The 24,827-nt window shown below is 45.0% G+C and carries 18 protein-coding genes; 14 read left to right on the top strand and 4 right to left on the bottom strand.

From position 1 onward, the window contains the following. Nucleotides 1–4: 4 nt before the first annotated feature. The 8 genes from AC060N_RS11200 to AC060N_RS11165 all read left to right on the top strand — a co-directional run bounded on the left by AC060N_RS11200 (nucleotide 5) and on the right by AC060N_RS11165 (nucleotide 10,021). Complete coding sequence (locus AC060N_RS11200) at nucleotides 5–466, top strand: hypothetical protein (protein ID WP_479523872.1); 462 nt, start codon at nucleotides 5–7, stop codon at nucleotides 464–466. A gap of 253 nt (nucleotides 467–719) precedes the next feature. Beyond that, nucleotides 720–1,403: an NUDIX hydrolase gene (locus AC060N_RS11195; protein ID WP_479523871.1), complete on the top strand. Its 684-nt coding sequence runs from the start codon at nucleotides 720–722 to the stop codon at nucleotides 1,401–1,403. 94 nt (nucleotides 1,404–1,497) lie between these two features. Beyond that, nucleotides 1,498–3,159: a sodium:solute symporter gene (locus AC060N_RS11190; RefSeq protein ID WP_479523870.1), complete on the top strand. Its 1,662-nt coding sequence runs from the start codon at nucleotides 1,498–1,500 to the stop codon at nucleotides 3,157–3,159. A 31-nt stretch (nucleotides 3,160–3,190) separates the two neighbouring features. Next, on the top strand, nucleotides 3,191–4,699 hold the full coding sequence (gene araA, locus AC060N_RS11185; protein WP_479523869.1) for an L-arabinose isomerase: 1,509 nt from the start codon (nucleotides 3,191–3,193) through the stop codon (nucleotides 4,697–4,699). A 107-nt stretch (nucleotides 4,700–4,806) separates the two neighbouring features. After that, nucleotides 4,807–5,490 carry an L-ribulose-5-phosphate 4-epimerase gene (locus AC060N_RS11180; RefSeq protein ID WP_479523868.1) on the top strand — a complete coding sequence of 228 codons (684 nt, stop codon included), beginning with the start codon at nucleotides 4,807–4,809 and terminating at the stop codon, nucleotides 5,488–5,490. Nucleotides 5,491–5,539: 49 nt separating this feature from the next. Beyond that, complete coding sequence (locus AC060N_RS11175; RefSeq protein ID WP_479523867.1) at nucleotides 5,540–7,159, top strand: ribulokinase; 1,620 nt, start codon at nucleotides 5,540–5,542, stop codon at nucleotides 7,157–7,159. A gap of 146 nt (nucleotides 7,160–7,305) precedes the next feature. Beyond that, nucleotides 7,306–8,841, top strand: a complete 1,536-nt coding sequence (locus AC060N_RS11170; protein WP_479523866.1) for an alpha-N-arabinofuranosidase — start codon at nucleotides 7,306–7,308, stop codon at nucleotides 8,839–8,841. A 28-nt stretch (nucleotides 8,842–8,869) separates the two neighbouring features. Next, nucleotides 8,870–10,021 carry an aldose epimerase family protein gene (locus tag AC060N_RS11165; RefSeq protein WP_479523865.1) on the top strand — a complete coding sequence of 384 codons (1,152 nt, stop codon included), beginning with the start codon at nucleotides 8,870–8,872 and terminating at the stop codon, nucleotides 10,019–10,021. 44 nt (nucleotides 10,022–10,065) lie between these two features. On the opposite strand, the gene AC060N_RS11160 is transcribed toward AC060N_RS11165, so the two are convergent. The 3 genes from AC060N_RS11160 to AC060N_RS11150 form a co-directional block, all read right to left on the bottom strand. Next, nucleotides 10,066–10,218: a hypothetical protein gene (locus tag AC060N_RS11160; RefSeq protein ID WP_479523864.1), complete on the bottom strand. Its 153-nt coding sequence runs from the start codon at nucleotides 10,216–10,218 to the stop codon at nucleotides 10,066–10,068. A gap of 380 nt (nucleotides 10,219–10,598) precedes the next feature. Beyond that, nucleotides 10,599–13,037 (bottom strand): alpha-ketoacid dehydrogenase subunit alpha/beta, encoded by a 2,439-nt coding sequence (locus AC060N_RS11155; protein ID WP_479523863.1) that lies wholly within the window; start codon nucleotides 13,035–13,037, stop codon nucleotides 10,599–10,601. A gap of 319 nt (nucleotides 13,038–13,356) precedes the next feature. Further along, nucleotides 13,357–14,112 carry an arylamine N-acetyltransferase family protein gene (locus tag AC060N_RS11150; RefSeq protein WP_228491923.1) on the bottom strand — a complete coding sequence of 252 codons (756 nt, stop codon included), beginning with the start codon at nucleotides 14,110–14,112 and terminating at the stop codon, nucleotides 13,357–13,359. Nucleotides 14,113–14,372: 260 nt separating this feature from the next. Here AC060N_RS11150 and AC060N_RS11145 point away from each other — a divergent pair, with 260 nt between their 5' ends. Genes AC060N_RS11145 through AC060N_RS11135 form a run of 3 tightly spaced genes read left to right on the top strand, consistent with a single transcriptional unit; the run spans nucleotide 14,373 to nucleotide 18,237 of the window. After that, the gene (locus AC060N_RS11145) at nucleotides 14,373–16,205 is read left to right on the top strand and encodes a sensor histidine kinase (RefSeq protein ID WP_479523862.1); all 1,833 of its coding nucleotides are present in this window, start codon (nucleotides 14,373–14,375) and stop codon (nucleotides 16,203–16,205) included. Nucleotides 16,206–16,217: 12 nt separating this feature from the next. After that, a complete protein-coding gene (locus tag AC060N_RS11140; protein ID WP_153639197.1) occupies nucleotides 16,218–16,652 on the top strand; it encodes a response regulator in 435 nt (144 codons plus the stop codon). 10 nt (nucleotides 16,653–16,662) lie between these two features. Beyond that, nucleotides 16,663–18,237 carry a response regulator gene (locus AC060N_RS11135; RefSeq protein ID WP_479523861.1) on the top strand — a complete coding sequence of 525 codons (1,575 nt, stop codon included), beginning with the start codon at nucleotides 16,663–16,665 and terminating at the stop codon, nucleotides 18,235–18,237. Between the two features lie 76 nt (nucleotides 18,238–18,313). Here the strand turns inward: AC060N_RS11135 and AC060N_RS11130 are convergent, their stop codons facing one another. After that, on the bottom strand, nucleotides 18,314–18,763 hold the full coding sequence (locus tag AC060N_RS11130; protein WP_153639195.1) for a hypothetical protein: 450 nt from the start codon (nucleotides 18,761–18,763) through the stop codon (nucleotides 18,314–18,316). A gap of 458 nt (nucleotides 18,764–19,221) precedes the next feature. On the opposite strand from AC060N_RS11130, the gene AC060N_RS11125 reads away from it, so the two are divergent. The 3 genes from AC060N_RS11125 to AC060N_RS11115 all read left to right on the top strand — a co-directional run bounded on the left by AC060N_RS11125 (nucleotide 19,222) and on the right by AC060N_RS11115 (nucleotide 24,819). Next, nucleotides 19,222–19,827: an RNA polymerase sigma factor gene (locus tag AC060N_RS11125; RefSeq protein ID WP_479523860.1), complete on the top strand. Its 606-nt coding sequence runs from the start codon at nucleotides 19,222–19,224 to the stop codon at nucleotides 19,825–19,827. 323 nt (nucleotides 19,828–20,150) lie between these two features. After that, nucleotides 20,151–21,353 (top strand): FecR family protein, encoded by a 1,203-nt coding sequence (locus AC060N_RS11120; protein WP_479523859.1) that lies wholly within the window; start codon nucleotides 20,151–20,153, stop codon nucleotides 21,351–21,353. Nucleotides 21,354–21,489: 136 nt separating this feature from the next. Next, on the top strand, nucleotides 21,490–24,819 hold the full coding sequence (locus AC060N_RS11115; RefSeq protein ID WP_479523858.1) for a SusC/RagA family TonB-linked outer membrane protein: 3,330 nt from the start codon (nucleotides 21,490–21,492) through the stop codon (nucleotides 24,817–24,819). Nucleotides 24,820–24,827: the final 8 nt, after the last annotated feature.

Raw genomic sequence — 24,827 nt, 5'->3', positions numbered from 1 at the left:
ATATATGATGAATAAACGCGTTGCATTTGCACCCATCGTCATTCTGATGTTTTGGGCTGGCTTCGTATGTGCGATCAGTTTTATGGAAGCCTGGCTGAAATTTCAGGCCCCGGGGGTGACATTGCCCATTGGCCTGGGAATTGGCAAACTGGTTTTTACGGGATTAAACCGGGTGGAGATTGTGCTTACCCTGTTGTTACTATTCTTTGTTAAGCGGAACTTCGGATTTTTAAAGGACAAGTTGACTTTTATGGTTGCAGGACTTGCCGTGATTGTTGCTATCCAGACGTTTGTTCTTTTGCCCGTTTTGACGCACCGTGCGGTTGAAATTATTAATGGCGCACAGCCCACCTCCGATCCGGCACATTTTATTTATATCGGGCTGGAGGTCATTAAAGTTATTCTCTTGTTTTCAGCCACTTTTGGTGTGATTCGGAAACTGAAGCCGGAAATACACAGCAGTTAGCTGTTTACACAATATTTATTTCGAAAGCCATCCGTAGTGATGGCTTTTTTTTGTTGGAACGCAGCTGCGGTATAGTATAAGGTGTTTGTACCAGTTTTGTTTTCCGGGCGCTTCTGTTGTAGCATCAGGATACAATAACTTTCAAATGAGAAATAGTAGGTCTATTCTTTAACATGTTTTTCAAAAAATTTAAAAATTTATTTGCAAATAATAAATGTAAATATGACATTTGTTGCACCAATAAAGCTCAACTATGCCGTATACCGATAAGGAAAAGTTCCATTTGGCCGTCGACTGTGTCATCTTTGGTTTCGATGGAGAACACCTCAATCTTCTTTTGTATAAGCGTGATTTTGAACCGGAAAAGGGTGGTTGGTCACTCATGGGGGGATTTCTTCAGAAGGAGGAAACACTGGATGATGCTGCTTATCGGGTACTTGCCCGTATTACAGGTATGCGTGACATTTATATGGAACAGTTGAGTGCGTTTTCTGAAGTTGACCGCGATCCGGCAGCCCGTGTCGTCAGTATGGCTTACTACTCTTTAATCAATATTCAGGATTACCGCGAAGACCTTTTGAAAAAGCATGGTGCTCAGTGGTTCTCCATCAATGAGATTCCCAACCTGGTATTCGATCATTCGGAGATTGTGGACAAAGCACTGAGGCGCCTGAAGAGGAGGGCGAAATACCAACCGATAGGATTTGAGTTGCTTCCTGAAACATTTACGATTACTCAGTTGCGTTTGTTATATGAAGCCATTTACCAGGAAAAACTGGAACCAGCCAACTTTCGGCGGAAAATTATTTCCATGAACTTACTGGACCGATTGCCAATAAAAGATATGAGCAATTCGAAGAAAGGTGCCTATCTGTATGCCTTTAACAAAGAGCGATACGAAGAATATGAAGCGAGCGGTTATTCATTTGAGTTGTGATAATGAATATTTTTTTAACTAGATAAAAGTCAAAATGACCTATAATTTCATTTGAACATTAAAAATAAACCAATAAACAATTAAATCGTAGATTATGGCTTTATTAGACTGGATCGTATTGGGCGGGTTCTTCCTGTTGATGATCGGAATTATCGTCTGGGTAATCAGACAAAAGGACGATACCTCATCTGATTACTTTTTGGCAGGTCGCGATGCAACCTGGATTGCGATTGGTGCATCCATTTTTGCCTCCAATATTGGCTCTGAACACCTGGTAGGATTAGCCGGTGCCGGTGCTGAAAGTGGTATGGCAATGGCATCGTGGGAGATGCAGGGATGGTTGATTCTAATGCTGGGATGGTTGTTCGTTCCGCTTTATGCGCGTAGTGGAGTGTACACTATGCCTGAATTCCTCGAAAGACGTTACAATTCCAAATCACGCTCTTTTCTGTCCATCATCTCACTGGTAAGTTACGTGTTGACAAAAGTGGCCGTAACGGTGTATGCCGGAGGTGTGGTTTTCAAAAGTGTGTTCAATATTCAGTACATAACTTTATTGGGCTATCACGTCGATTTCTTCTGGGTGAGTGCCATTGGACTGGTGGTGATAACCGGTTTGTATACCACCTTCGGCGGAATGAAAGCCGTGCTGTATACATCGGTGTTACAGACGCCCATTTTGTTAATCGGTTCCATAGTGATTCTGGTTACCGGTTTGCACATGCTGGGAGGCTGGGATCAGCTGATGGAAATTACCCGCGCAGCCAAGACGGCGACCGGCGACAGTATGGCTAGTGTGATTCGATCGGCTAACGACCCGGAATTTCCATGGACCGGGGTGATACTCGGGTCTGCCATTATCGGGTTTTGGTATTGGAATACCGACCAGTATATTGTGCAACGTGTCCTTTCGGGAAGAGACCAGACTCAGGCCCGCCGCGGTTCTATTTTCGGCGCCTACCTGAAACTGACTCCTGTATTCCTTTTCCTGATTCCGGGAATGATTGCTTTTGCATTGAATCAAAAAGGTTTGATTGACCTGAAAAGTAGTGATGCAGCATTTTCTACGCTGGTGAGAGTATTATTGCCTGCTGGTTTTCGTGGCGTGGTAGTAGGAGGTATTCTGGCGGCTCTGATGAGTTCACTTGCCTCGCTTTTCAACTCTTCAGCCATGCTCTTCACAGTAGACTTCTATAAAAAATACCGTCCGAATGCCCCGGAAAAACAATTGGTACGTGTGGGACGAATTGCCACTGCAGTAATTGTTGTTTTGGGTATCCTCTGGATTCCGGTTATGAAAGGTATGGGGCAAGTGCTTTATCAGTATCTGCAGGATGTTCAGTCGTTGCTGGCTCCGGGTATTGCCGCAGTATTCCTGTTGGGGGTTGTTTCCAAGAAGACCACTCCGGCCGCTGGTTACTGGGGATTGGTTATCGGCTTTTTCCTTGGAATGATGCGTTTGGGTATGAAGATATTTGCTAGCTCATTCGACCCGAATAACTTCTTCTTCAAGTTTATTGTAGCGCCAAACTGGTTGCACTATGAGATAGCCTTGTTTATTGTCATTATTCTGTTGATGGTGATCATCAGTTACTTCACCGAAGGTAAAGATCCGGCAAAAATCAAAGGGCTTTATTTCCGTTCTGCTACCTCTGAAGAAATTGCTGTGACCCGTGCCAGTTGGAATAAGTGGGATGTTATCAATTCGTTGATAGTAATTGCCTTTATTATTGGATTTTATATCTATTTCTGGTAAGAAATAATTTTTCAAAACAAGTAATATTATCATGAAAGAACTCAATCAAAAAGTTGTTTGGTTCGTCACGGGAAGCCAGCATTTGTATGGTCCGGAAACACTCAAGCAAGTTGATACAGACTCCGAAACCATTGTAAAAGGTTTGAATGCCTCCGGAAAATTGCCTGTAGAGGTCGTTTTCAAGCCGGTGGTAAAAACCCCTGAGGAAATACTGAATATTTGTGTAGAAGCAAATTCAGATGCATCGTGTATTGGTGTAATTACCTGGATGCACACCTTCTCTCCGGCAAAAATGTGGATTGCTGGCCTGAAGACATTGAATAAGCCTTACATGCATTTGCACACGCAGTTCAACCGTGACATTCCGTGGAATGAAATCGACATGGATTTCATGAACCTGAATCAGAGCGCGCATGGTGGCCGCGAGTATGGGTTCATCAACGCACGCATGCGAAAGAACCGGAAAGTGGTTGTTGGTCACTGGCAGGATGAAAAAGTGCAGGAGAAAGTAGGAGCGTGGTGCCGTACTGCCATTGGCTGGGCCGATTCGCAGGGACTGAAAGTAGCCCGCTTTGGTGATAACATGCGCGAGGTGGCTGTTACTGAAGGTGACAAAGTAGAAGCACAAATTAAATTCGGTTGGCAGATCTCAGCTTTTGGTGTCGGTGATTTAGTAAAATACGTCGATGCAGTAAGCGACGCTGATGTGGATGCATTGGTGGAAGAGTACAACGAGTTGTATGATGTAGCGGACAACTGCAAAAAAGGTGGTGAATATTACGAGAATGTTCGAGTACAGGCCCGCTACGAAATTGCACTGAAGCGTTTCATGGAAGACGGTGATTTCAAAGCATTCACCACGAACTTCGAAAACCTGACCGGACTTTCACAGTTGCCGGGACTGGCTTCTCAGCGTCTGATGGCTGCCGGATATGGTTTCGGTGCCGAAGGTGATTGGAAACAGGCGGCTATGCTGCGCATTATTAAAACGATGTCAACCGGACTGAAAGGTGGAAGCTCGTTCATGGAAGATTATACCTATCATCTCGATCCGGCTGCTCCGGCTGTTCTCGGTTCGCATATGCTGGAAATCTGTCCTTCGATTGCTGCCAAGAAGCCGAAGCTGGAAGTACATCCGCTGGGAATTGGTGGTAAAGATGCTCCGGCTCGCCTGGTATTCGACAGCGAAACCGGCGATGCCATGAACGTAACGCTCATCGATATGGGTAACCGTTTCCGCGTGATTGTGAATACGCTGGACGTAATCGAACCTTACCAGGATTTGCCCAAACTTCCGGTAGCCCGTGCGCTGTGGAAGACGCATCCGAACCTGGAAGATGGCGCAGCTGCCTGGATTTATGCCGGCGGTACTCACCACTCAGTTTTCACGTTGGCTCTCACGCCTGAATTCGTGGAAGATTTTGCTGAGCTGGCCGATGTGGAATATATCCTGATTGGAAAGGATACTAAAGTGTCGGAATTGAAGAAAGAACTTCGCTGGAACGAAGTATACTACATGCTGAAAGGCGGAATCAACTGATTTCGCGCAAAGCGGATAAAATTAAAGCAGCGGTCCGGAGGCTCTGGCTTTCTGGTAATGAGGTTTTACACTCCGGACCGTTTTCTCAACCTTAAACAAGTTGAATCATGTTAGAGCAGTTAAAAGAAGAGGTTTTTCAGGCCAACCTGGATCTCGTTAAATACGGTCTCGTGATTTTTACATGGGGAAATGTGAGTGGCATCGATCGTGAGAAAGGGCTGTTCGTTATCAAGCCGAGCGGTGTGGATTATTCGGTGATGAAAGCCTCTGATATGGTCGTTGTGGATATGGATGGCAATGTGGTGGAAGGAAATCTGAAACCATCGTCGGATATGCCCACGCACCTGGTGCTTTATAAGGAATTTCCGGAAATCGGTGGGGTAGTGCATACACATTCTACTTATTCCACTGCCTGGGCGCAGTCGGGAAAGGCGTTACCGATTATCGGGACAACACACGCCGATTACTTTGCCAACGATATTCCGTGTACACGCGATATGACCGAAGAAGAAGTTTTTGGTGAGTATGAAAAAGAAACCGGGAACGTTATTGTGGAGACCTTTGCCCAACTGAAGCCGATGGAAATTCCCGGTGTGCTGGTGAAGAACCACGGACCGTTTTCGTGGGGAAAAGATGCGCACAACGCCGTTCATAATGCAGTTGTCATGGAAGAGATTTCCAGGATGGCAACGTTTGCCTTCATGAATAACCCGGATCTGACCATGAATCCGCATTTGGTGAAGAAGCATTATGAGCGGAAGCACGGTAAAAACGCTTATTACGGCCAATAAATCATTTCGGGTTTAACCGGAAGACGAACCTTTAGAAAATCGTTACATCATGACAAAATACGTTATCGGGATTGATTACGGAAGTGACTCGTGCCGCGCGTTGGTAGTGGATGCCAGCAACGGAAAAGAGTTGGCTGCTGCTGTAAGAAACTATCCCCGCTGGATGGAAGGCAAATATTGCGATCCGGCGAAGAATCAATATCGTCAACATCCGCTCGATTACATCGAAGTGCTGGAAGCATCGGTAAAGGAAGCGCTGGCCAAATGTCCGGCAGGTGTGGCAGAAAATGTGGTCGGTATCTCGTTTGATACCACCGGAAGTACGCCCGCTTTGACCGACGAAAACGGAACTCCACTGGCGATGTTGCCCGGCTTTGAAGAGAATCCCAATGCGATGTTCATCCTCTGGAAAGATCACACGGCCGTGAAAGAGGCCGATGAAATCAACAAGCTTTCGAAAGAGTGGGACATTGATTACGTGAAATACGAAGGTGGTATTTATTCATCGGAATGGGTGTGGGCCAAAGTGCTGCACGTTCTTCGGGAAGATGAAGCTGTGAAAGCTAAAGCTACTTCATGGGTGGAGTATTGTGACTGGCTTCCGGCTTTGATTACCGGTACCACCGGATTGAAAGACCTGAAACGCGGTCGTTGTGCTGCTGGACACAAAGCGATGTGGGATCCGGAATGGAACGGCCTTCCTGACGAGAAATTCCTGACAACACTCGGACCTGAACTGGCCGGTTTACGTGATAATCTTTTCGATGAAACCTATACTTCCGATGCGGCCGCCGGAACGCTTTCTCCCGAATGGGCAGAAAAACTCGGTTTGTCAACCGATGTTGTCGTTGGCGTGAGTGCCTTCGACTGCCACATGGGAGCGGTTGGCGCTGAGATAACGCCGAACACATTGGTTCGTGCCATTGGTACTTCGACTTGTGATATCCTGGTGGCTCCGTACGAAGAGATGAAAGACAAGCTCATTCCGGGTATTTGCGGACAGGTTGACGGCTCGGTTATTCCCGGCATGGTTGGTCTGGAAGCAGGTCAATCGGGATTTGGCGACATTTACGCGTGGTTTAAAAATGTATTGAGCTGGCCGCTGCAATTCCTCGATGATGAGGAACAGCGGAAAACTATCGAAGATAAAATCCTGCCGGTGTTGTCGGAAGAAGCTGCGAAGATTCCGGTAGAGGAATCGACCATTGTGGCTACCGACTGGCTCAACGGTCGTCGTACACCGGATGCCGACCAGACCGTTACAGGAACGATTGCCGGTTTGAACCTGGGTTCATCAGCTCCGCGTATTTTCCGTGCGTTGGTAGAAGCAACGGCTTTTGGTTCACGCGCGATTACCGACAGGTTTGCTGAGCATGGAATCGAAATCAAAGAAGTTGTTGGTATTGGCGGTGTCGCAAAAAAATCGCCATTCGTTATGCAGACCATGGCCGATGTGCTGAATATGCCGATAAAAGTGTCGGTATCGGAGCAGGCGATGGCGCTGGGAGCTGCTATGTTTGCAGCAGTTGCTGCGGGAGTTTATTCTTCAGTGGAAGAAGCTCAGTCGGCCATGGGACAAGGTTTCGAGAAGACCTATTATCCGATTGCCGAAAATGCAGCTCAGTATAACGAGATATACAAGCGATACATCGAATTAGGAAAACTTTAATCTTTCGCAATAGAAACCGTTTTGAGATTAGAAAGGTCCGGTAGCGGGTTTTCCCGTGCCGGACCATACTATCAGAACTGGTTCAACCAGACAAAATCAAACGCAATCCAATTAGTTAAAACTAAAAACGAATTAAACATCCAACCATGAAGCATTTAAAATTTGGGGTAGTTGCCCTGCTTTTGTTGTTCTCAGTAAAACTGATGGCCCAGGAAAACCGGCTAACGGTATATCCTGACGAAGCTAAGACAAAAATCAATAAAGAAATTTACGGCCAGTTTGCCGAGCATCTCGGTCATGGTATCTATGGTGGAATTTATGTAGGTGAGAATTCGGATATCCCGAACATTGACGGGTATCGTACCGATGTGGTGAATGCACTGAAAGCCATGAAGGTTTCGGTTATTCGCTGGCCCGGCGGTTGTTTTGCCGACACGTACCACTGGAAAGATGGAATCGGACCGAAAGATAAGCGCCCATCCATTGTGAATGTGAACTGGGGTGGAGTAACCGAAGATAACAGCTTTGGTACGAATGAATTCCTCGACTTCTGTGAGCTGGTAGGAGCTGAGCCATATATCAGCGTGAACGTTGGTTCCGGAACTGTGGAGGAGGCCTCTCAGTGGGTTGAATATACAACTTCGAACAACGATAGCCCGATGACCCGCCTTCGCAAGAAAAACGGACGTCAGGATCCCTGGCTGGTGAAATACTGGGGCGTAGGAAACGAATCGTGGGGATGTGGTGGCAACATGACGCCCGATTATTATGCCGATCTGTTTAACCAGTTTTCGACTTACATGTGGGGAGCTCAATATAAAATTGCAAGCGGTCCCAATTCCAATGACTACAACTGGACAGAAACTGTGATGAAGAAAGCGATGCGCCACCCTAACCTCATTCAGGGCCTTTCGCTACATTACTATACGATTGCTCATACCTGGAGTAATAAAGGCGATGCGACCGGTTTCAACGAAGATGACTGGTTCGCCTCAATGAAGAAAACGCTTTACATGGACGAGCTGATTCGCCGTCACTCTGCCATCATGGATCGCTACGATCCGCAAAAAAGGGTTGGCTTAATTGTCGACGAATGGGGAAACTGGTTCAATGTAGAACCCGGAACAAACCCCGGCTTCCTGTTCCAGCAGAATACCATGCGTGACGCGGTGGTTGCAGGTGTGAACCTGAACATCTTTAACGAACATGCCGATCGCGTAAAGATGGCTAACATTGCCCAGATGATAAATGTACTGCAGGCAGTTATCCTGACCAAAGACAAGCAGATGGTACTGACGCCCACTTACTACGTATACAAAATGTACAGTGTACATCAGGATGCACGCCTGGTACCGATGAACCTGAAAAGCGCTTCTTATACTTACAAAGGCGACAGTATTCCGGCCATTAGCTCTTCTGCATCGGTAAAAAATGGTGTATTGAGCATAACTCTTTGTAACTTGGATCCGGAAAAGGCCGAGTCGCTGGAATGTGATATTCCTGGTGTGACATACAAGGAAGCATCCGGAAAAATTGTCGATGGTCAGTCTATGGATTCATACAACGATTTCGGTAAGAAACCGGAAGTAACCATGAAGGACTTCGCGGTAGCAAAACCAAAAAACGGTAAGCTGAGCATTACGCTGCCGGCGCATTCCGTTGTATTGGTCCAGTTGAAATAAGTATAACGCATTTCTAAAATATAGCACCATGAAAACGAGTTTAACAATTCTTTCTCTGGTTTTGACGGTTGTGATGATGAGTTGTCAGCCGCAATCGAAACCATCGGTATTTACGCCGGCCGTCCAAAAAATTAATCCCGAAAAATTCGATCAAACGGTCGATGGTAAGCAGGTCAAGCTGTATACCCTTGTTGGACAGAATGGCATTGGACTGAAAGTGACCAACTACGGTGCCCGTATTGTCGCACTTTGTGTGCCCGATAAAAATGGAAAACCGACGGATGTGGTTCTGGGTTACGATAACCTGAATGACTACATCAACCGTCCGCAAACCTATTTCGGAGCGGCGGTTGGTCGTTATGCCAACCGTATTGGTGATGCAAAATTTACGCTCGACGGCGTAAACTACAATCTCGTTGCCAACGATGGTATGAATAGTCTGCATGGTGGTCCGAAAGGTTACTTTGCCGTGGTTTGGAATGCCAAGAAACTGAGCGATTCCAAAATTCAGTTTACCTATCATTCTCCTGATATGGAAGAAGGTTACCCGGGAGATTTGGATGTTACGGTAACGTACGAATTGACTCCGCAAAATGGACTGAAGATTGATTACAAGGCAACCACCGACAAGACAACGGTGCTGAACCTGACCAATCATTCGTATTTTAACCTTTCGGGAGAAGGTTCCAAAACCATTCTGGACCATGTGATGATGTTGAACGCCGACAGCATTACGCCGGTTGATTCTACGTTGATTCCGACAGGCATCATCGAATCGGTTACCGGAACTCCGTTTGATTTTACAAAACCGACGCCGATTGGCGAGCGCATCAATGCCGATAATACGCAGCTGAAGTACGCAGGAGGTTATGACCATAACTGGGTGCTGAACAACAAAAGCGACAGTGTGGCATTGGCTGCAACCGTATATTCTCCGGTATCGGGGATCAAAATGGATGTGTTAACCGACCAGCCCGGTATTCAGTTCTACACCGGAAACTTCCTGAACGGTCAGGAGATTGGCAAATCAGGAAAGCCCTACGAGCATCGCAGTGCTTTCTGTCTCGAAGTGCAGCACTATCCCGATTCTCCGAACAAACCACAGTTCCCGACTACAACATTAAAGCCGGGGCAAACCTATCAGCATGAGTGTATCTATCGTTTTTCGGTAATGAAATAAAAAATTGTGTTTTAGTGGAAGTCTGATAAGACTTCGGTATTCAGTTAGTGATTATAATTTATAATCATCAGGTTTAGATTAGGCAGGTTGGAACTTTCCGGTTTCAACCTGTTTTTTTTATCTCTTTCAATACCTCCGGTGTTGGTTTTTCGTTTTCCGGTTTCCCCGGAAAGCAATTCTTTTATCTCTGTCAGCATTCCTGTTTCATTTTTCGTCTGTCCGGCTGGCTTTCGCGGCCTTCCTGCCCGGCAGGAAGGCCTCCTGAGCTGCAAAGGCCCCCCAAAATCCTGCAAAGACTACAAAAATAGCTGCAAAGACCTCCCTAGAGGTTGCAAAGACAGCAAAAATAGCTGCAAAGAGGGGTAAAACCCCTGCAAGGGATGACAAATTGTTTGGCAGGGAAATAAATAATTGAGCAGGGAACTTAAAAATTGAGCAGGGCGAATAAATTGAACGGCAGTGCTACGGAAAAGTAGCAAAATGTCAAATTTTGATGTTTGGCTACTAAAAAGTTAACCTGACAGGCTTTTGAAACCTGTCAGGTTTGTGTTGTATCGTTATAGAAAAACTTCTCTCTTTATTCCGGATAAATGGGCGGAAACTGTTTCGGATCGGTTTCACTCATCATCTCGTATACAGCGTCAAACACATCTTCGGCATTGGGGTTGGAGAAGTAATCACCGTCGGTTGAATAAGCCGGTCGGTGTGATTCGGCGGTAATGGTTTTCGGTGCTGAGTCGAGATGGAAGTATCCGTGCTGTTTTTCCATCACGTGCTGCATCATGAAAGCCGTGGTTCCTCCCGGCACGTCCTCGTCGAAGAAGACGATGCGGTTGGTCTTCGAAAGCGACTTACCAATAACGCCGGTTGTATCGAACGGTAACAGCGTTTGCACATCAATCAGTTCTACACTGATGCCAAAGTCATCGAGTTGTTTTACTGCTTCCTGAGCAATGCGTACACAAGAACCATAAGTTACCAAAGTCACGTCGGTTCCTTCATGTATAATTTCCGGAATACCGAGTGGCACTTTAAACTCACCGAGGTTCTCCGGACATTTCTCGCGAATGCGGTAACCGTTGAGTGACTCGATCACCAGTGCCGGGTCATCCGATTCCAGCAGCGTGTTGTACATGCCGGCTGCCTGGGTCATATCGCGTGGTACGCAAACATGGATACCGCGAATGGAGTTGATGATCATGCTAAGCGGAGAACCGGAGTGCCAGATACCAATCAGGCGGTGCCCACGGGTCCGGACAATCACCGGTGCTTTTTGTGCGCCGGCAGTTCTCCAGTGCAGTGTGGCTAAATCGTCGCTAAGCGTTTGCAGCGCATACAGGATATAGTCGAAGTACTGAATCTCGACAATGGGACGCATTCCGCGCAAAGCGAGACCGATTCCTTGTCCAAGGATAGTGGTTTCGCGGATACCGGTGTCGGTTACCCGGAGTTCGCCATACTTGGCCTGCATGCCTTCCAGTCCTTTGTTCACATCACCCAATGCGCCGGTATCTTCGCCAAAGGTGACCAGCAGCGGGTATTTGGCAAAGAGTTTATCGAAGTTGCGCAGCAGTACTTCACGGCCCGGAATGGTTTCCGATTTATCGGTAAAAACCGGCGGAACTGCAGTCGATTTAACGGCTGCAAAATCCGTTTCACTGTATAGTTTGCTGCTGTATCGTTCGTGGTTTTGTACGCCTTGTTCTTTCAGCCAGTTGGAAAGCTGATGCTGAAGGCTCCGTTTGGCCGGGCACGTGCGGCAAACATTCCGCATGATTTTCCGCGCCGAGCTAACCGTATCCCTGCGGATGGGATACTTTAGCTTTTTGAGCGAATTGGTGATGGAATCCACTACATCGCTTCGGGAGTCGACACAGCTACAGGAGCGGCCTTCGACGATACGAACCAGTTCGTCGCGCTCTTTCTGCACCGGTGTTTTAATATTTTTCCAGGCTTTGTCTTTCGCTTTCCGTGCGATATCCTCCGCCTCTTTTTCGAGCGATTTTAGTTCCTCTTCGGTGGCAATGCCTTCCACCAGCAACCACTCTTTCATTTTCACAATCGCATCGAATTCGGTTTCCCATTTCAGGCGTTCCTTCGGCTTATAACGCTCGTGAGAACCCGATGATGAGTGTCCCATCGGCTGGGTCAGCTCATTCACATGGAAAAGAACCGGAATGTGCTTTTCACGGCAACGGGCAATACCTTCGCCATACATTTCCAGCAGCCGGGGATAATCCCATCCTTTTGCACGGTAAATCAGTATTCCGTTCTCGTCGTTATTCCGTTTCTCGAATCCACTTAGCACTTCCGATATGTTGGCTTTGGCAATCTGGTATTTTCCGGGTACGGAAATGCCGTAACCATCGTCCCACACCGAGAGTGCCAGCGGAACCTGCAATACTGCCGAAGCATTGATCGTTTCCCAAAAATGTCCTTCGGCCGAGCTCGCGTCGCCAATGGTACCAAAAACCACTTCGTTACCTAAATCCGAAAACTGCGTGTAATCGTGTAGTTCTTTGTTGTTCCGGTAAAGTTTCGATGCGTAGGCCAGTCCGACCATGCGAGGCATTTGACCGGCAGTGGGAGCGATGTCGGAGGAAGTGTTTTTTTGTTCGACCAGGTTGAGCCACTGGCCGTCGGGAGTTACATTGGGTGTACCATAGTGGTTAACCATGGAGCGACCGGCATTGCCCGGATTGGCTTCAGCATCCGTGTCGCCGTACAATTGTGCAAATAGTTCTTCGGGAGTGGTCATCCCGGTAGCCAGCATAAACGTCTGGTCGCGATAATAACCTGAACGCCAGTCGCCCTCTCTGAAAAAATGGGCGGCTGCCAACTGAGCGATCTCTTTTCCATCTCCAAAGATTCCGAATTCGGCGTTACCCCTTAACACCTCCTTGCGTCCGATAACACTGATTTGCCGGCTAAGGTGGGCCAGCTTGTAGTCATTCAGGATATCTTCTTTGGACAAATTTTTAAGAACTTTCCCATAAGGGATTTCTAATGTTGACATATGAGCTTGCTTAGTATTTTCTTTCGACGTGAAAATTATAAAGATTTAATCTTAATAAAAGAGACAAATATCACGCTGCCCCATTTTTTTCAGGTTTAACCTATATTCTTCACTTAATATTCGACTCAATCGTACCATAAATACAAGAATTGATTAAGCTTTTTCCAATCTGAAAACAACGAATGTTTCATTTCGTTCATTTGTCCGAAGCAATTTCTTTCGCGCAGAAGGGGTAATTACCAGCAGGGAAATGTTTTATTAAAAGCAGAATTAAGAGCGAATTCAGTTTTGGGAGTATAAAGGGGAAGCCTGTTCCGACTCATCGGATTCCGAAATAGGTGAACAGGTAGGAGGCAAATTCTTCCGGAGAATTCACGGGCTTTTCTTCTGTTGCCTGGCCGCTTTGAGAGATTTTGAGTGTGTCGTCTGTCAGTGTAATGCGGCCGTTGTTGGTCGGTTTTGTAATCAGGCGGCTTTTTGTGAAAGGCGACTCCGGGCTGGTTTGATGATACTGGCACATGGCTTCAAATTCCTTGAGTTCCCGCTGTCTGTTTTCGAATATGTACACTGGTTGCCAAACATTACCTTCCTGCTTGCTCACCCGGTAGTAAATTTCTTCATACCGGTCGATTCGGAAGGTACCTCTCTCATCGTTTTGTGGTTTCGTTGTGTCGAGCTGCAAGGGCGAAAAAGTGAACTCACCGAAACCGACATCGGCCAGGTAGTTTTTTCCATCGATGGTGGCAACAATTGCCAGGTGGTCGTACTCGGGAGCGTATTCATTGTCGTGGTAAACACGGGCAGAAATTCGTCGGACTTTGAAGCCTAAATGCTTCAGCAATTCATAAAACAAGCTGTTCAATTCGTAACAGAATCCTCCCCGGTGTTGATCTATGACTTTGTTATAAATATGATCGATGTTAAGTTCGATAGGGACGTTTTGATGAATGTCCAGGTTTTCGAAAGGAATATGGAGTAAGTGCATCTTTTGCAATTGCGACAAAACAAGTACCGACGGTGTTAGCCGCTCATTGTATCTTATTCGCTCCAGATACGAATCGGGGATAATTGTCATGTGTTGTTAGTTATTTATCGTATCGGAAATATAGCAATTAAATTTGTGCTGCAGTTGCTGGAAGCCTGGATGGAGGCACGTCAGAAGTTCTGGAGAATTTATTCTATCGTTTGACGAACTTTTATTAACTTTCAAAAAGTTTTTGAAACCAAAATTGTATCCAAACCATACAAAAATTACAGTTCATTTGAATGAGTTGTGATTATCTGTCAGTTTTTTAAGGTTGATATTCTCTTTTTTGAGTAAACTAACTGCCGCCCATGAGATTATTGCTGAAAAATAGGTTTTTAATCGTTTTTCTTCCGGTTTTCGCTATCCTTTATATGCTGGTGGGGGCAATCACGTGGTATGTTTATGTTGATCAAAAGGAGCGAATATTAAAAAATACAGTTGCCAACTATTCTTACTATCTGGAGCAGCGAAATAACCTGATTCTCGCTTTACTGTCGCCTACTGTATCTGATATTAGTTACTTAGCGCGGCAACGCTCGGTACGAAAATATTCGGGGGAAAAGAGGGACATTGAATTGCTGAAGGAAGACATGCAGTTAATGGCAATGAGCAACCAGGACTACAAACAGGTAAGGTTTATTGGACCAGATGGGAGAGAGCGAATTCGCTTTAACTGGATCGAGGGAAAGCTACAGAGTGTACCGGATAGTGTTCTTCAGGATAAGAGTGACCGCTATTATTATCGGAATGCACTGGAATTAAAGCCCGGTGAGATCTATGTTTCCCCCATCGATCTGAATATAGAGGGCGGTCAAATTGAAGTGCCATATGAGCGCGTTATTCGTTTTGCTACGCCGGTGTACAGTTTGAAACAAAAGCTGTTAGGTATTATCGTTATCAACCAGTATTTAAACGGATATTTCAGCCAGTTGTCAGGCGAGAATAAAAAAGTGAATAAGCATTTCATGTTTTTGAATACTGACGGGTACTGGCTCATGGGCCCTTCGAACTTTCCTGTTTTCGGTTTCATGTTCAACAATCTGGCGAATCAGAATTTTGCACATTATTTTCCGAATGCGTGGGGCACCATATCTTCACAAGCTGCCGGCTCGGTGTACAATGATAACGGGCTTTTTGTTTTCCGGCATGTTTCGGTCGCCAATGATTTCATCAATGGAAAGCAAAATAACCTGAATAATCTGATTTCAGATCCTCAGAATGATTGGGTATTCGTGGCTCATTTAAAAAAGACAGATATAGCCCAGCTATTACATCTGCGTGTGCTGCTGTGGAGCGCACTTTTGCTATCGGCCCTTGTTCTTTTCTTTATCACCTACTTTATCAGCCGGTATCGCTATAAAGAACAGCTGTATATCGCCGAATTAAATTCACTGAATGAAGTGCTGGAGGACAAGATTGACGAGCGCACCCGGGAGCTAACCGAGGCTAATCGTGAGCTTCAGAGTGTCAATGAAGAATTGGAATCTTTTTCCTATTCGGTTTCACATGATTTACGTGCTCCCTTACGGCATATTTCCGGATTTGTTGATTTACTGGTAAAGAAGAACCAGGAGGAACTGAACGAAAAGGGAAAAACGTATTTACGGTATATCAAAGAGGCGAGCAGTGAGATGGCAAAGTTGATTGATGACCTGTTGAATTTTTCCCGTATGGGAAGAGCCGAAATGAAAATGGTTCGGTTCGATATGAGCTCGTTGGTCGGAGAAGTTCAAAAAGCAATAGAGCGTGATAATAGAGAGCGCGATATTCGTTGGCATATTGAATCGATGCCGGAAGTGAAGGGCGATTACGCGTTGCTTCGGCAGGTTTGGTATAACCTGATCAATAATGCAGTTAAATATTCTTCGAAAAAAGAATACACTCAAATCGATATAACCTGTGAGGTGGACGAGAACCAATATGTGTTTTCAATCAGGGATAATGGAATTGGGTTTGATATGAAGTATATACATAAACTGTTTGGTACTTTTCAGCGACTTCATTCGGATGCCGAATATGAAGGGACAGGTATTGGCCTGGCCATTGTACGGAGGATTGTTAACCGGCATGGAGGTCTGACCCGTGCAGAAGGAGTCCCCGGCGAAGGAGCTGTTTTTTCATTCAGTTTGCCTAAAGCATAAACCAACAAAAAGATGGAAATTAAAACGGTTTTATTGGCAGAAGATAATCCCCGGGATGCCGAGTTGACCCTGGAGGCTCTGAAGGAGAATAATCTGGCAAATGACATCATTTGGGTGCAGGATGGTGAAATGGTAATGAATTACCTGTTGAAGGAAGGCGAGTTTGCTGACCGGAATCCGGGACTTCCCGCCGTTGTTATTTTGGATTTGAAAATGCCCAAGATGGATGGAATTGAAACTTTAGCCGCTATTCGGAGTAATGAAAAACTGAAATCAATACCTGTCGTGATGTTAACGTCATCGCAGCAGGAGGAAGATTTGGTGAAAAGCTATGATCTTGGAGTAAATGCCTATGTTGTAAAACCGGTCGATTTGGCTGATTTTATGGAGGCTATCAAACAGCTGGGAATGTTCTGGGTTGTTGTGAATCAATCACCTAAAATTTGAATGGCTGGCTATGGATGTAAACGAACCAAAAGATAAGCTAAAGGTGCTCTATCTGGAAGATGACGCTTACGATGTTGAGATTATGCGTGAGATTCTGGACGATTCATTCGATGCGGAAATGTACAATGTTGATAATCGCGATGACTTTTTAGCAGCACTGCGTCACGATGAGAGATTCGATCTCATTCTTTCAGATTATAACCTTCCCGGTTTCGATGCCACTGGAGCATTGGACGTTGCGTCTGAAATTTCTCCGATGGTGCCGTTTATTTGTGTTTCCGGAACGGTTGGAGAGGAAAAAGCTGTTGAGCTCTTAAAGCAAGGTGCTACCGATTATGTGTTGAAAGACAGAATGGTCCGGTTGGTTCCGGCTATCCGACGGGCATTGAAAGAAACAGAGGAAAAGCGGAAACTAGCGGAAGCGCACGAGAGGTTAAAGAGACAAAATGAAGAGTTGTATCTTGCTAAGATAAAAGCCGAGGAAAGCGACCGCTTGAAATCAGCTTTTCTGGCCAACATGAGCCACGAGATCAGAACACCGATGAACGGAATTCTTGGTTTTTCAGAGTTATTGCTTGCCAACGATGATCCTAAAGAACATGAAACTTATGCCGGAATTATCCGGGAATCGTGTGACCAGCTTCTCTACTTGATCGATAACATACTCGATTTATCATTGATTGAAGCGAACCAAATCCAGGTGAAGAAAGGGTTAGTCGATCTGGAGAAGTTGTTTATCTATCTCTTTTCGATGTTTGAACTGAAGTGCAAGAAGAAAAATATCAAACTGAAAATGGTTCCGGTTCCGGAAGAAAGCCGGTATATCACTTCCGATATTTCGAAGCTCAAACAAATTCTGACCAATTTGGTAGGAAACGCTGTGAAGTTTACACACGACGGCTCTGTTGAGTTTGGTTTGAAAGGCGACATGCATAGCCTGATATTCTATGTGAAAGATACGGGAATCGGAATTCACGAAGATCATCATCAGTTGGTATTTGAACGCTTCAGGCAGGTGGAAGAAGGAACTACCCGTACTTACGGCGGAACAGGTCTCGGCCTGTCGATTGCTAAATCGTTGGCTGAATCGCTGGGAGGATATATGTGGTTCGAGTCGGTACCCGACGATGGTTCGGTTTTCTATTTTTCACATCCGTTAAAGAACAGGCAGATCAAGGATAAAATCAGGCTGGCTAAAAATCCGGAAGTCGATTACAGTGATCTCACTTTTTTAGTTGTTGAGGATGAACGGAATAATTTTATTTACATCAATGAATTACTGAAAGACATAGGGGGACGGGTAACGCATGCATCGAATGGTCAGAAAGCAGTGGAGCTTTGTCGTACCCGCTATCCGTCCTTCGATTTGATTATCATGGATATTCGTATGCCGGTGATGGATGGTTTGGAAGCAACACAGCGTATTAAGAAACAGAACGATGTTCCGGTCCTGGCTTTGACAGCCTACGCGCTGAATACTGATCGGGAACGTATTTTGGCTGCCGGATGTGATGATTATCTATCCAAGCCTTTCAAAAAGAAGGACTTATTGGAGGCCATAAATAAACTGGTTAAACAGTCGTAAACCGGAAGAAATGTGCAATAGAAGATTTGAATCAGTTAAGAAACGATTGATTTGATGGAACTCTCTTTAAGGTAAGCTAAATCTGTACTTCGTAAACTCCCAGTTTGTTGCGTATAATATTCTTTACCACAAATGCTCCTTTTTCAGGAATATCCTCTACTAAATCGAACTGTTTGCAATCATTGTGAAGGGCCGAGAAAATCAGCGTTATCCGGTGAATCTTCTTCCGGTCTGGAACGGAATGCCAATCGGGATAAAGCGCAATGTTCCAGGCATCAATCAATTGACTTCTGTGGTTATTTTCACGATCGACAAGATAAGTAGTTGGCCAGATACGCACCGGACCAATGACGCCGGAGAGTGTCCCGGGAAGGATGGTACATTGCAGAATAATCTGTCTCTCCTTTTCTGTCTGCTTCAGAAGTTTCAGGGAGTGAGGCCTCGATATCAACCGGAAACTATCCAGTTCTTCGTTAGCGACCCGCGTTTCCTGCTGGTGGCTGTTATGGGGGGAGAATTCCTTCATATCCTAAAGCTAAGGAATTTAGATCAGGAATGGAAGAGCTACAGGTCAGGAAATGCCATAATATCCTGAAAAAAGACCATCTTTTAACAATTGGATACCTGTTCAGTCTCGAAATTTTCAGTTTTACTCTAGAAAGGAAATGCTTTTAAATGGTACGTAAGCCCGATTGATACCAGCATGTAAGACTGCGGAGAAACTGGTAATCACTTCTTAAATTGGCAATCTCCCCGGCTATTTTGCCCTGCCGGTGCGGTAAGAGTCAATTGCGGTAATGTGTTTGATATTGAATGATATGCTAGTAATTATTTCGCTGTCTCTATTCAGCAGCAAGCTTTATAAATAGTGGCAATGATGTTCTGCGTCAGCAAGTGAACCATTGTTTATCTGTAACAATTTTGCGTTCTTTACCCTGGAAAAGGGAAAACTAATTTGGTAACTACAGCATGTCTCTATCCGGAATGGAAAGGATTCATATTTTATGGGAGCAAATTGTCCAAAAGGATGATAAAGAAGCTTTTGCTGAACTTTATAACCTTTTTATCGACGATTTGTATCGCTATGGAAGCAAGTTGAGTCCTGATGAAGGCATGGTCAAAGATTCCATCCAGGAAGTTTTTCTTGATCTGTACGACAAGCGTAAGAAATCCAACATCACCAGGAATCTGCGACTCTATCTGATTGTCGCGTTGAAAAGGGTACTGATACGAAAACTGCAAAAGTATCGCCGACTGGAAAAGCGTGATATTAACGATGTGGACATGTTCGAAGTGCAATACAGCTTCGAAGAGCAGTATATGGAGGAGGAGGCTAGTACCCTGGTGTTGGAAAAGGTGAAGAAGATTATTACCGACTTACCAGCCAAACAAAAAGAGATTATTTATCTGAGATTCAATCTGAGTCTCGAGTATGCTGAAATTTCCTTGATGCTGGGAATTTCTGTGGAATCTGTCCGAAAGCAGGTCTACCGTGCTATTAAGTCGGTTCGCGAGAGCATCGATTACCCCGATTTACTTCTGCTCCTCTTTCTCTCCTATAATACGAATGGTTCTCCCCATACGGCTTGAAATGACTGCTATGTTAACTCAATGTTTCGAAGGGGGTGTGTTGTGTCTTTTCGAATTTTCATGTTGTTCTGCTGTTGATTTTCTGAGGTGCTAGCTAAACAGTGTTTGTTTTTTCCTGATCTGAACGCTTTTAACCGGGGAAAATTGAAATACTCCATGATATCCCATAATTTTTCTCTCTTTTTATTGTTTTTAAAATGCACATGTAATCAGTGCGTTATGGTTGGATTATGAAAAAAGTATTTAGTTTCTTAAAAAAAAGTTAAAAAATCCTGTCCATAAAATGAAGTTGGCTGTCCCTTCTATTAAAAGCATAAAAGTTAATGGACAAGATTGGTCAGTTTTTAGAAGATAAACGCTTTATCGATTGGGTATTTCATCCCAATGAAGACATCGAACGCTACTGGGAGAATTACCTTCGGGAGCATCCGGAAGAGAAAACCAATCTTCTATTGGCCCGAAAAGTGGTTGGAAAGTTTCGCACCATCGACAGTGACCTTTCCGAAAGTCAAAAGATTATGCTTTTCTCCGGTATTCTTAAGGAAATAGAACGGAGACAATCTGGTCACCGGACAATTAAGCTGTTTGCTGTTATTTCGCGTTACGCGGCAGTAGCATTGCTGTTCTTCTCCATTGGTGCATTACTCTTTTACCGCAAGGACAACCGCGATCAACGTTTTCTTACCGAGGAAATTTCCGGTCACCCCTCAGGACCGATGACAACACTGATTCGTCCCAATGGACAACACATCAAGTTGGCGGAAGACAAATCGACGTTTGCTTACCAGGCTGGCAATAAAAAGCTGGTGATTAACGATTCCATCCAGGTGGCATCATCGGAAAGCACGCCAGGCAAAAAGAACAATGAGATGAATCAACTCATTGTTCCTTACGGGAAAACATCCGAAATGCTGTTATCCGACGGAACGAAGATTTACCTGAACGCTGGCAGTCGCCTCATTTATCCTGATGTATTCGAAGGAAAGCATCGGGAAGTATTTCTCGTTGGTGAGGCATATTTCGAGGTACATAAGGATCCCAAGCATCCGTTTATTGTACAGACTACCGATATCAACGTCGAAGTTTTGGGAACTCACTTTAATGTCTCAGCCTATCCTTCTGATAATGTATACGAAACAACACTGGCTGAAGGAAAAGTGCGCATTCGCCAAAACAACGCCGGGCTGTTTGATAAGTCGATTGATTTGGTTCCGAACCAGATGGCGGCCTACAATCGCGATAACAAGGAAACGAAAGTCCGGCATGTGGATGTGGAAAACTACATCCTTTGGAAAGACGGCATGCTGAAGTTTGCCAGTTCCGACTTTAACCGGGTAACCCGAAAACTCGAACGCTTTTATAATATCCGTATCACTTTCCAGGATCCGATGGTCGGCATGCTGAAGATTTCAGGAAAGCTGATGTTAACGGAAAAGAAAAACGAAGTGATGGATGTGTTGTCACAAACCGCTTCAGTGAAAATAGTTCAAATAGGAAAAGATAATTATGAGATAATGAAAAATTAGGCTGGTGAGGCGGCATCCTCATCCAGCCTAAGATTAGCAAATTCTGTGTATAACCTACTAATTGTACAAAATTATGAAAAAAACGCGATTAGGGCATATCTTATGCCTGAAAAGTAATCGTACAACTTTTCGAAAGATGAAATTAACCTTACTACTAACTTTTCTTGTAGTTGTGGCTTTCGGAAAAAGCTTTTCGCAGGAAAGCAATCTGACATTCAATTTCAGAAATGCTAATATACGGGAAGTTCTCAAAGCCATAGAACAATCAACCGACTATGTTTTTATTTACAAGGACGATTTGTTCGATTACTCCAAAAAGTATTCCCTGAACATTGAAAATAAAAATATCTATGATGTTTTGGAGCAAATCTGCGCTGAGACCGGCGTCGCTTATGATATTCGCGACCACCAGGTGATTCTCAGAGAGAGAGAAGCTCCTCTACAGCAGTCTGCCCAGCCACAGGAAAGGAAGGTGTCGGGTGTCGTACTGGACAGTAACGGAGAACCCATACCCGGTGTCAACGTACGGGTGGTTGGAACCACTACTGGTACAATAACCGATGCAAACGGGAATTTCAGTATCAATGTGCCTTCAAAAACCAGGATGCTGCAATTCTCCTTTGTTGGGATGAAGACCAAAGAGGTGGACATCACCGGGAAGAACATGCTGAATGTTGTGTTGGAAGATTCGGCTGTATCGCTGAACGAGATTGTGGCGGTTGGATATGGTATCCAGAAAAAGCGCGACCTGACCGGTTCAATTGTATCAGTGAATATGGGGGCGGTCGAGAATTCAAAAGTAAAAGATGTGATGTCGGCATTGCAAGGCCGCGCAGCCGGTGTTCAGGTGGTTTCCAATTCTGGAGCTCCCGGTGATGGAATCACCGTAACTGTTCGTGGGCAATCTTCCCTGAACTCGGGAAACAGTCCGCTCTATGTTATCGACGGAGTGCCCGTTGAGACCAATTCATTATCCCAGTTAAACGGATGGAATTCACACGGATTAAATCCACTGGCCGATATCAACCCGGCCGATATTCAGTCAATAGAAGTGTTAAAAGATGCCGCTTCCACTTCTATCTACGGCGCCCGAGCTGCTAACGGTGTAATTTTGATTACTACCAAGCGCGGACAAGCAGGTAAAGCGCAAGTAAGTGTCAACGCTTCTATGGGGTACAGTAAAATTACCCGCTTCCTCAGTGTCTTGAATGCGACGCAATGGCGTCAGGTTGTTACCGATGCATATCGTAACCTGGACTATTACAACGGGGCAACAACTCCGACAGAACCAAGCTGGACGGTCATCGATTCACTCAGCCCTCGCAACAACGGCGATGTTGACTGGCAAGATGTAATGTATCGTACTGCTAAACAAAGTCAGGTAGATTTTTCGGTTGCCGGAGGAAGCAAAACTTCGAAGTATGCCTTCAGTACATCAGTATTGGATCAGGATGGTATTTTCCTGGCTTCAAATTACAAACGAATTACTTCCAGGTTGAACACCGATTTTACGGTTTCCGATAAAATGAAAATCGGTCAGAGTGTTTCCTATACGCATGGTGTTAATAATCGTATTAATGCCGGTGGTACCGGGAACAACAGTTTGGTGGTCTCTATTTTGGTCAGGCCTCCGACATATTCATTGACCTTCCCCGATGGTTCACCCATTAACTATTTCTTTGGAAAACGTAACCCGGTGGCATTGGCCGAAGAGGTTACGCACCTGAATACGACAAACCGTATCATTGGTAACCAGTATTTGGAATACGAACTTCTCAAGGGATTGAAATTCCGGGCTAACCTGAGTCTCGATTTCATTAATATGAAAGAGGACGAATTCTATCCGACAACCGTCGATTACCGGGCAGGATACAACCGCGGAGCTGTTCGCTCTACCAATAACCTGACCTGGGCAAACGACGACTATCTGACCTACACCAAGTCGTTCAACGATGTGCATCACCTTTCGGCCATGGCCGGATTTAGCACGCAGGAATGGAAAACAGAAGTGACCGGTCTGGACGGAATGTACTTTGCCAGTGATAACATTCATACGCTGAATGGTGCCGGTACCATTTCCAATCAGGCCGTCAACGTAGCCTATGGACATAGTCTGGCTTCCTATTTCGGTCGTTTGACTTATGACTATAAAAGCAAATATCTCTTCGAAGCAAACTTCAGGGCCGACGGTTCATCCCGTTTTGGTAAAGACAACCGTTTCGGTTATTTCCCATCAGCTTCTGCCGCATGGCGTTTCTCGGATGAGCCTTTTGTAAAGGAGCTGAATTTCTTTGACGATGGTAAACTGCGTTTCAGTGTTGGACAAACCGGTAACGAAGCCATCGGAAACTATACTTCGCAGGGAGAGTTTGCTATTGGGACCAATTATCTCGATAATTCCGGTGCATCTCCAACCGTGATGCCTAACTCAGCTCTGCACTGGGAAACTACGACACAGTATGACGCCGGTATAGATTTGACGATGCTGAACAACCGGGTATCATTCGTCGGCGATGTCTATATCAAAAATACATCCAACCTGTTGTTCGCTGTTCCGATTCCGGAAACGACCGGTTTTAATTACATCACTAAGAATATTGGTAAAATTCAGAACAAGGGTCTGGAACTTTCGCTGACGACCTACAACTTTGTGAAAGCTTTTAAATGGAATACAAGTTTCAATATCAGCTTCAACCGAAACAAAGTTGTCAGTCTTCCCGAGGATATATTGACGAATGGTTTTATTCAAAACGGTTCATACCATATTCTGAAGGAAGGCGAACCCATCGGTGTTTTCTACGGATGGAAATCAATGGGCGTTTATTCCAGGGATGAAGACAATGTTGACCATGTACGAATGGGATCGTCTAACGGAAAAGAATTTATGGGCGGCGATGTAATTTGGGAAGATCTGAATGGTGATCACATCATCGACGATAACGACCGGCAAATTATCGGAAACGCGCAACCCAAATTTACGGGTGGTCTGAACAACGAGTTAAGTTATAAGAATTTCAGTTTGAATGTTTTCTTCCAGTTCTCTTACGGGAATGACATTTACAGTAACCTGAATTTCATGAGGAACTGGGTAAATTCATATAACAACGTTTCGACGGATGCATTGAATCGCTGGAGAGAACAGGGTGATGTAACCAATTACCCGAAACCTACTCGTGGAGACCCAATGAGAAATACCAACCGGGTGTCCGATCGATGGATCGAAGATGGTTCTTACATCCGTTTGAAAAACGTTAACCTGGCTTACGATTTTCCTAACGTGATTACCGACAAGTTGAAAATTAGTGGCTTACGTCTTTATGTAACCGGACAAAACCTGGTGACATGGACGCATTATACCGGATACGACCCGGAAGTGAGCTCATATAGTGGTTTGCAGTTAGGCATCGATGATGGAGCTTACCCACAGAGCCGCACATTTATTATGGGTTTAAATGTTAAATTTTAATTCCGGAG

This window comes from Prolixibacter sp. DSM 2831, assembly GCF_056493735.1.
The sequence above is the reverse complement of the archived record's forward strand: the minus strand, read 5'-3'. Positions and strand labels throughout refer to the sequence as shown.

Bases quoted from the DNA above. Each gene is read 5' to 3' on its own strand.
- AC060N_RS11175 (WP_479523867.1), top strand. From the start codon at position 5,540: ATGACAAAATACGTTATCGGGATTGATTACGGAAGTGACTCGTGCCGC.
- AC060N_RS11195 (WP_479523871.1), top strand. From the start codon at position 720: ATGCCGTATACCGATAAGGAAAAGTTCCATTTGGCCGTCGACTGTGTC.
- AC060N_RS11125 (WP_479523860.1), top strand. From the start codon at position 19,222: ATGGAAAGGATTCATATTTTATGGGAGCAAATTGTCCAAAAGGATGAT.
- AC060N_RS11190 (WP_479523870.1), top strand. From the start codon at position 1,498: ATGGCTTTATTAGACTGGATCGTATTGGGCGGGTTCTTCCTGTTGATG.
- AC060N_RS11115 (WP_479523858.1), top strand. From the start codon at position 21,490: ATGAAATTAACCTTACTACTAACTTTTCTTGTAGTTGTGGCTTTCGGA.
- AC060N_RS11180 (WP_479523868.1), top strand. From the start codon at position 4,807: ATGTTAGAGCAGTTAAAAGAAGAGGTTTTTCAGGCCAACCTGGATCTC.
- AC060N_RS11150 (WP_228491923.1), bottom strand. From the start codon at position 14,112: ATGACAATTATCCCCGATTCGTATCTGGAGCGAATAAGATACAATGAG.
- AC060N_RS11200 (WP_479523872.1), top strand. From the start codon at position 5: ATGATGAATAAACGCGTTGCATTTGCACCCATCGTCATTCTGATGTTT.
- AC060N_RS11155 (WP_479523863.1), bottom strand. From the start codon at position 13,037: ATGTCAACATTAGAAATCCCTTATGGGAAAGTTCTTAAAAATTTGTCC.
- AC060N_RS11145 (WP_479523862.1), top strand. From the start codon at position 14,373: ATGAGATTATTGCTGAAAAATAGGTTTTTAATCGTTTTTCTTCCGGTT.
- araA (WP_479523869.1), top strand. From the start codon at position 3,191: ATGAAAGAACTCAATCAAAAAGTTGTTTGGTTCGTCACGGGAAGCCAG.
- AC060N_RS11160 (WP_479523864.1), bottom strand. From the start codon at position 10,218: ATGCTGACAGAGATAAAAGAATTGCTTTCCGGGGAAACCGGAAAACGA.
- AC060N_RS11130 (WP_153639195.1), bottom strand. From the start codon at position 18,763: ATGAAGGAATTCTCCCCCCATAACAGCCACCAGCAGGAAACGCGGGTC.
- AC060N_RS11135 (WP_479523861.1), top strand. From the start codon at position 16,663: ATGGATGTAAACGAACCAAAAGATAAGCTAAAGGTGCTCTATCTGGAA.
- AC060N_RS11170 (WP_479523866.1), top strand. From the start codon at position 7,306: ATGAAGCATTTAAAATTTGGGGTAGTTGCCCTGCTTTTGTTGTTCTCA.
- AC060N_RS11140 (WP_153639197.1), top strand. From the start codon at position 16,218: ATGGAAATTAAAACGGTTTTATTGGCAGAAGATAATCCCCGGGATGCC.
- AC060N_RS11165 (WP_479523865.1), top strand. From the start codon at position 8,870: ATGAAAACGAGTTTAACAATTCTTTCTCTGGTTTTGACGGTTGTGATG.
- AC060N_RS11120 (WP_479523859.1), top strand. From the start codon at position 20,151: ATGGACAAGATTGGTCAGTTTTTAGAAGATAAACGCTTTATCGATTGG.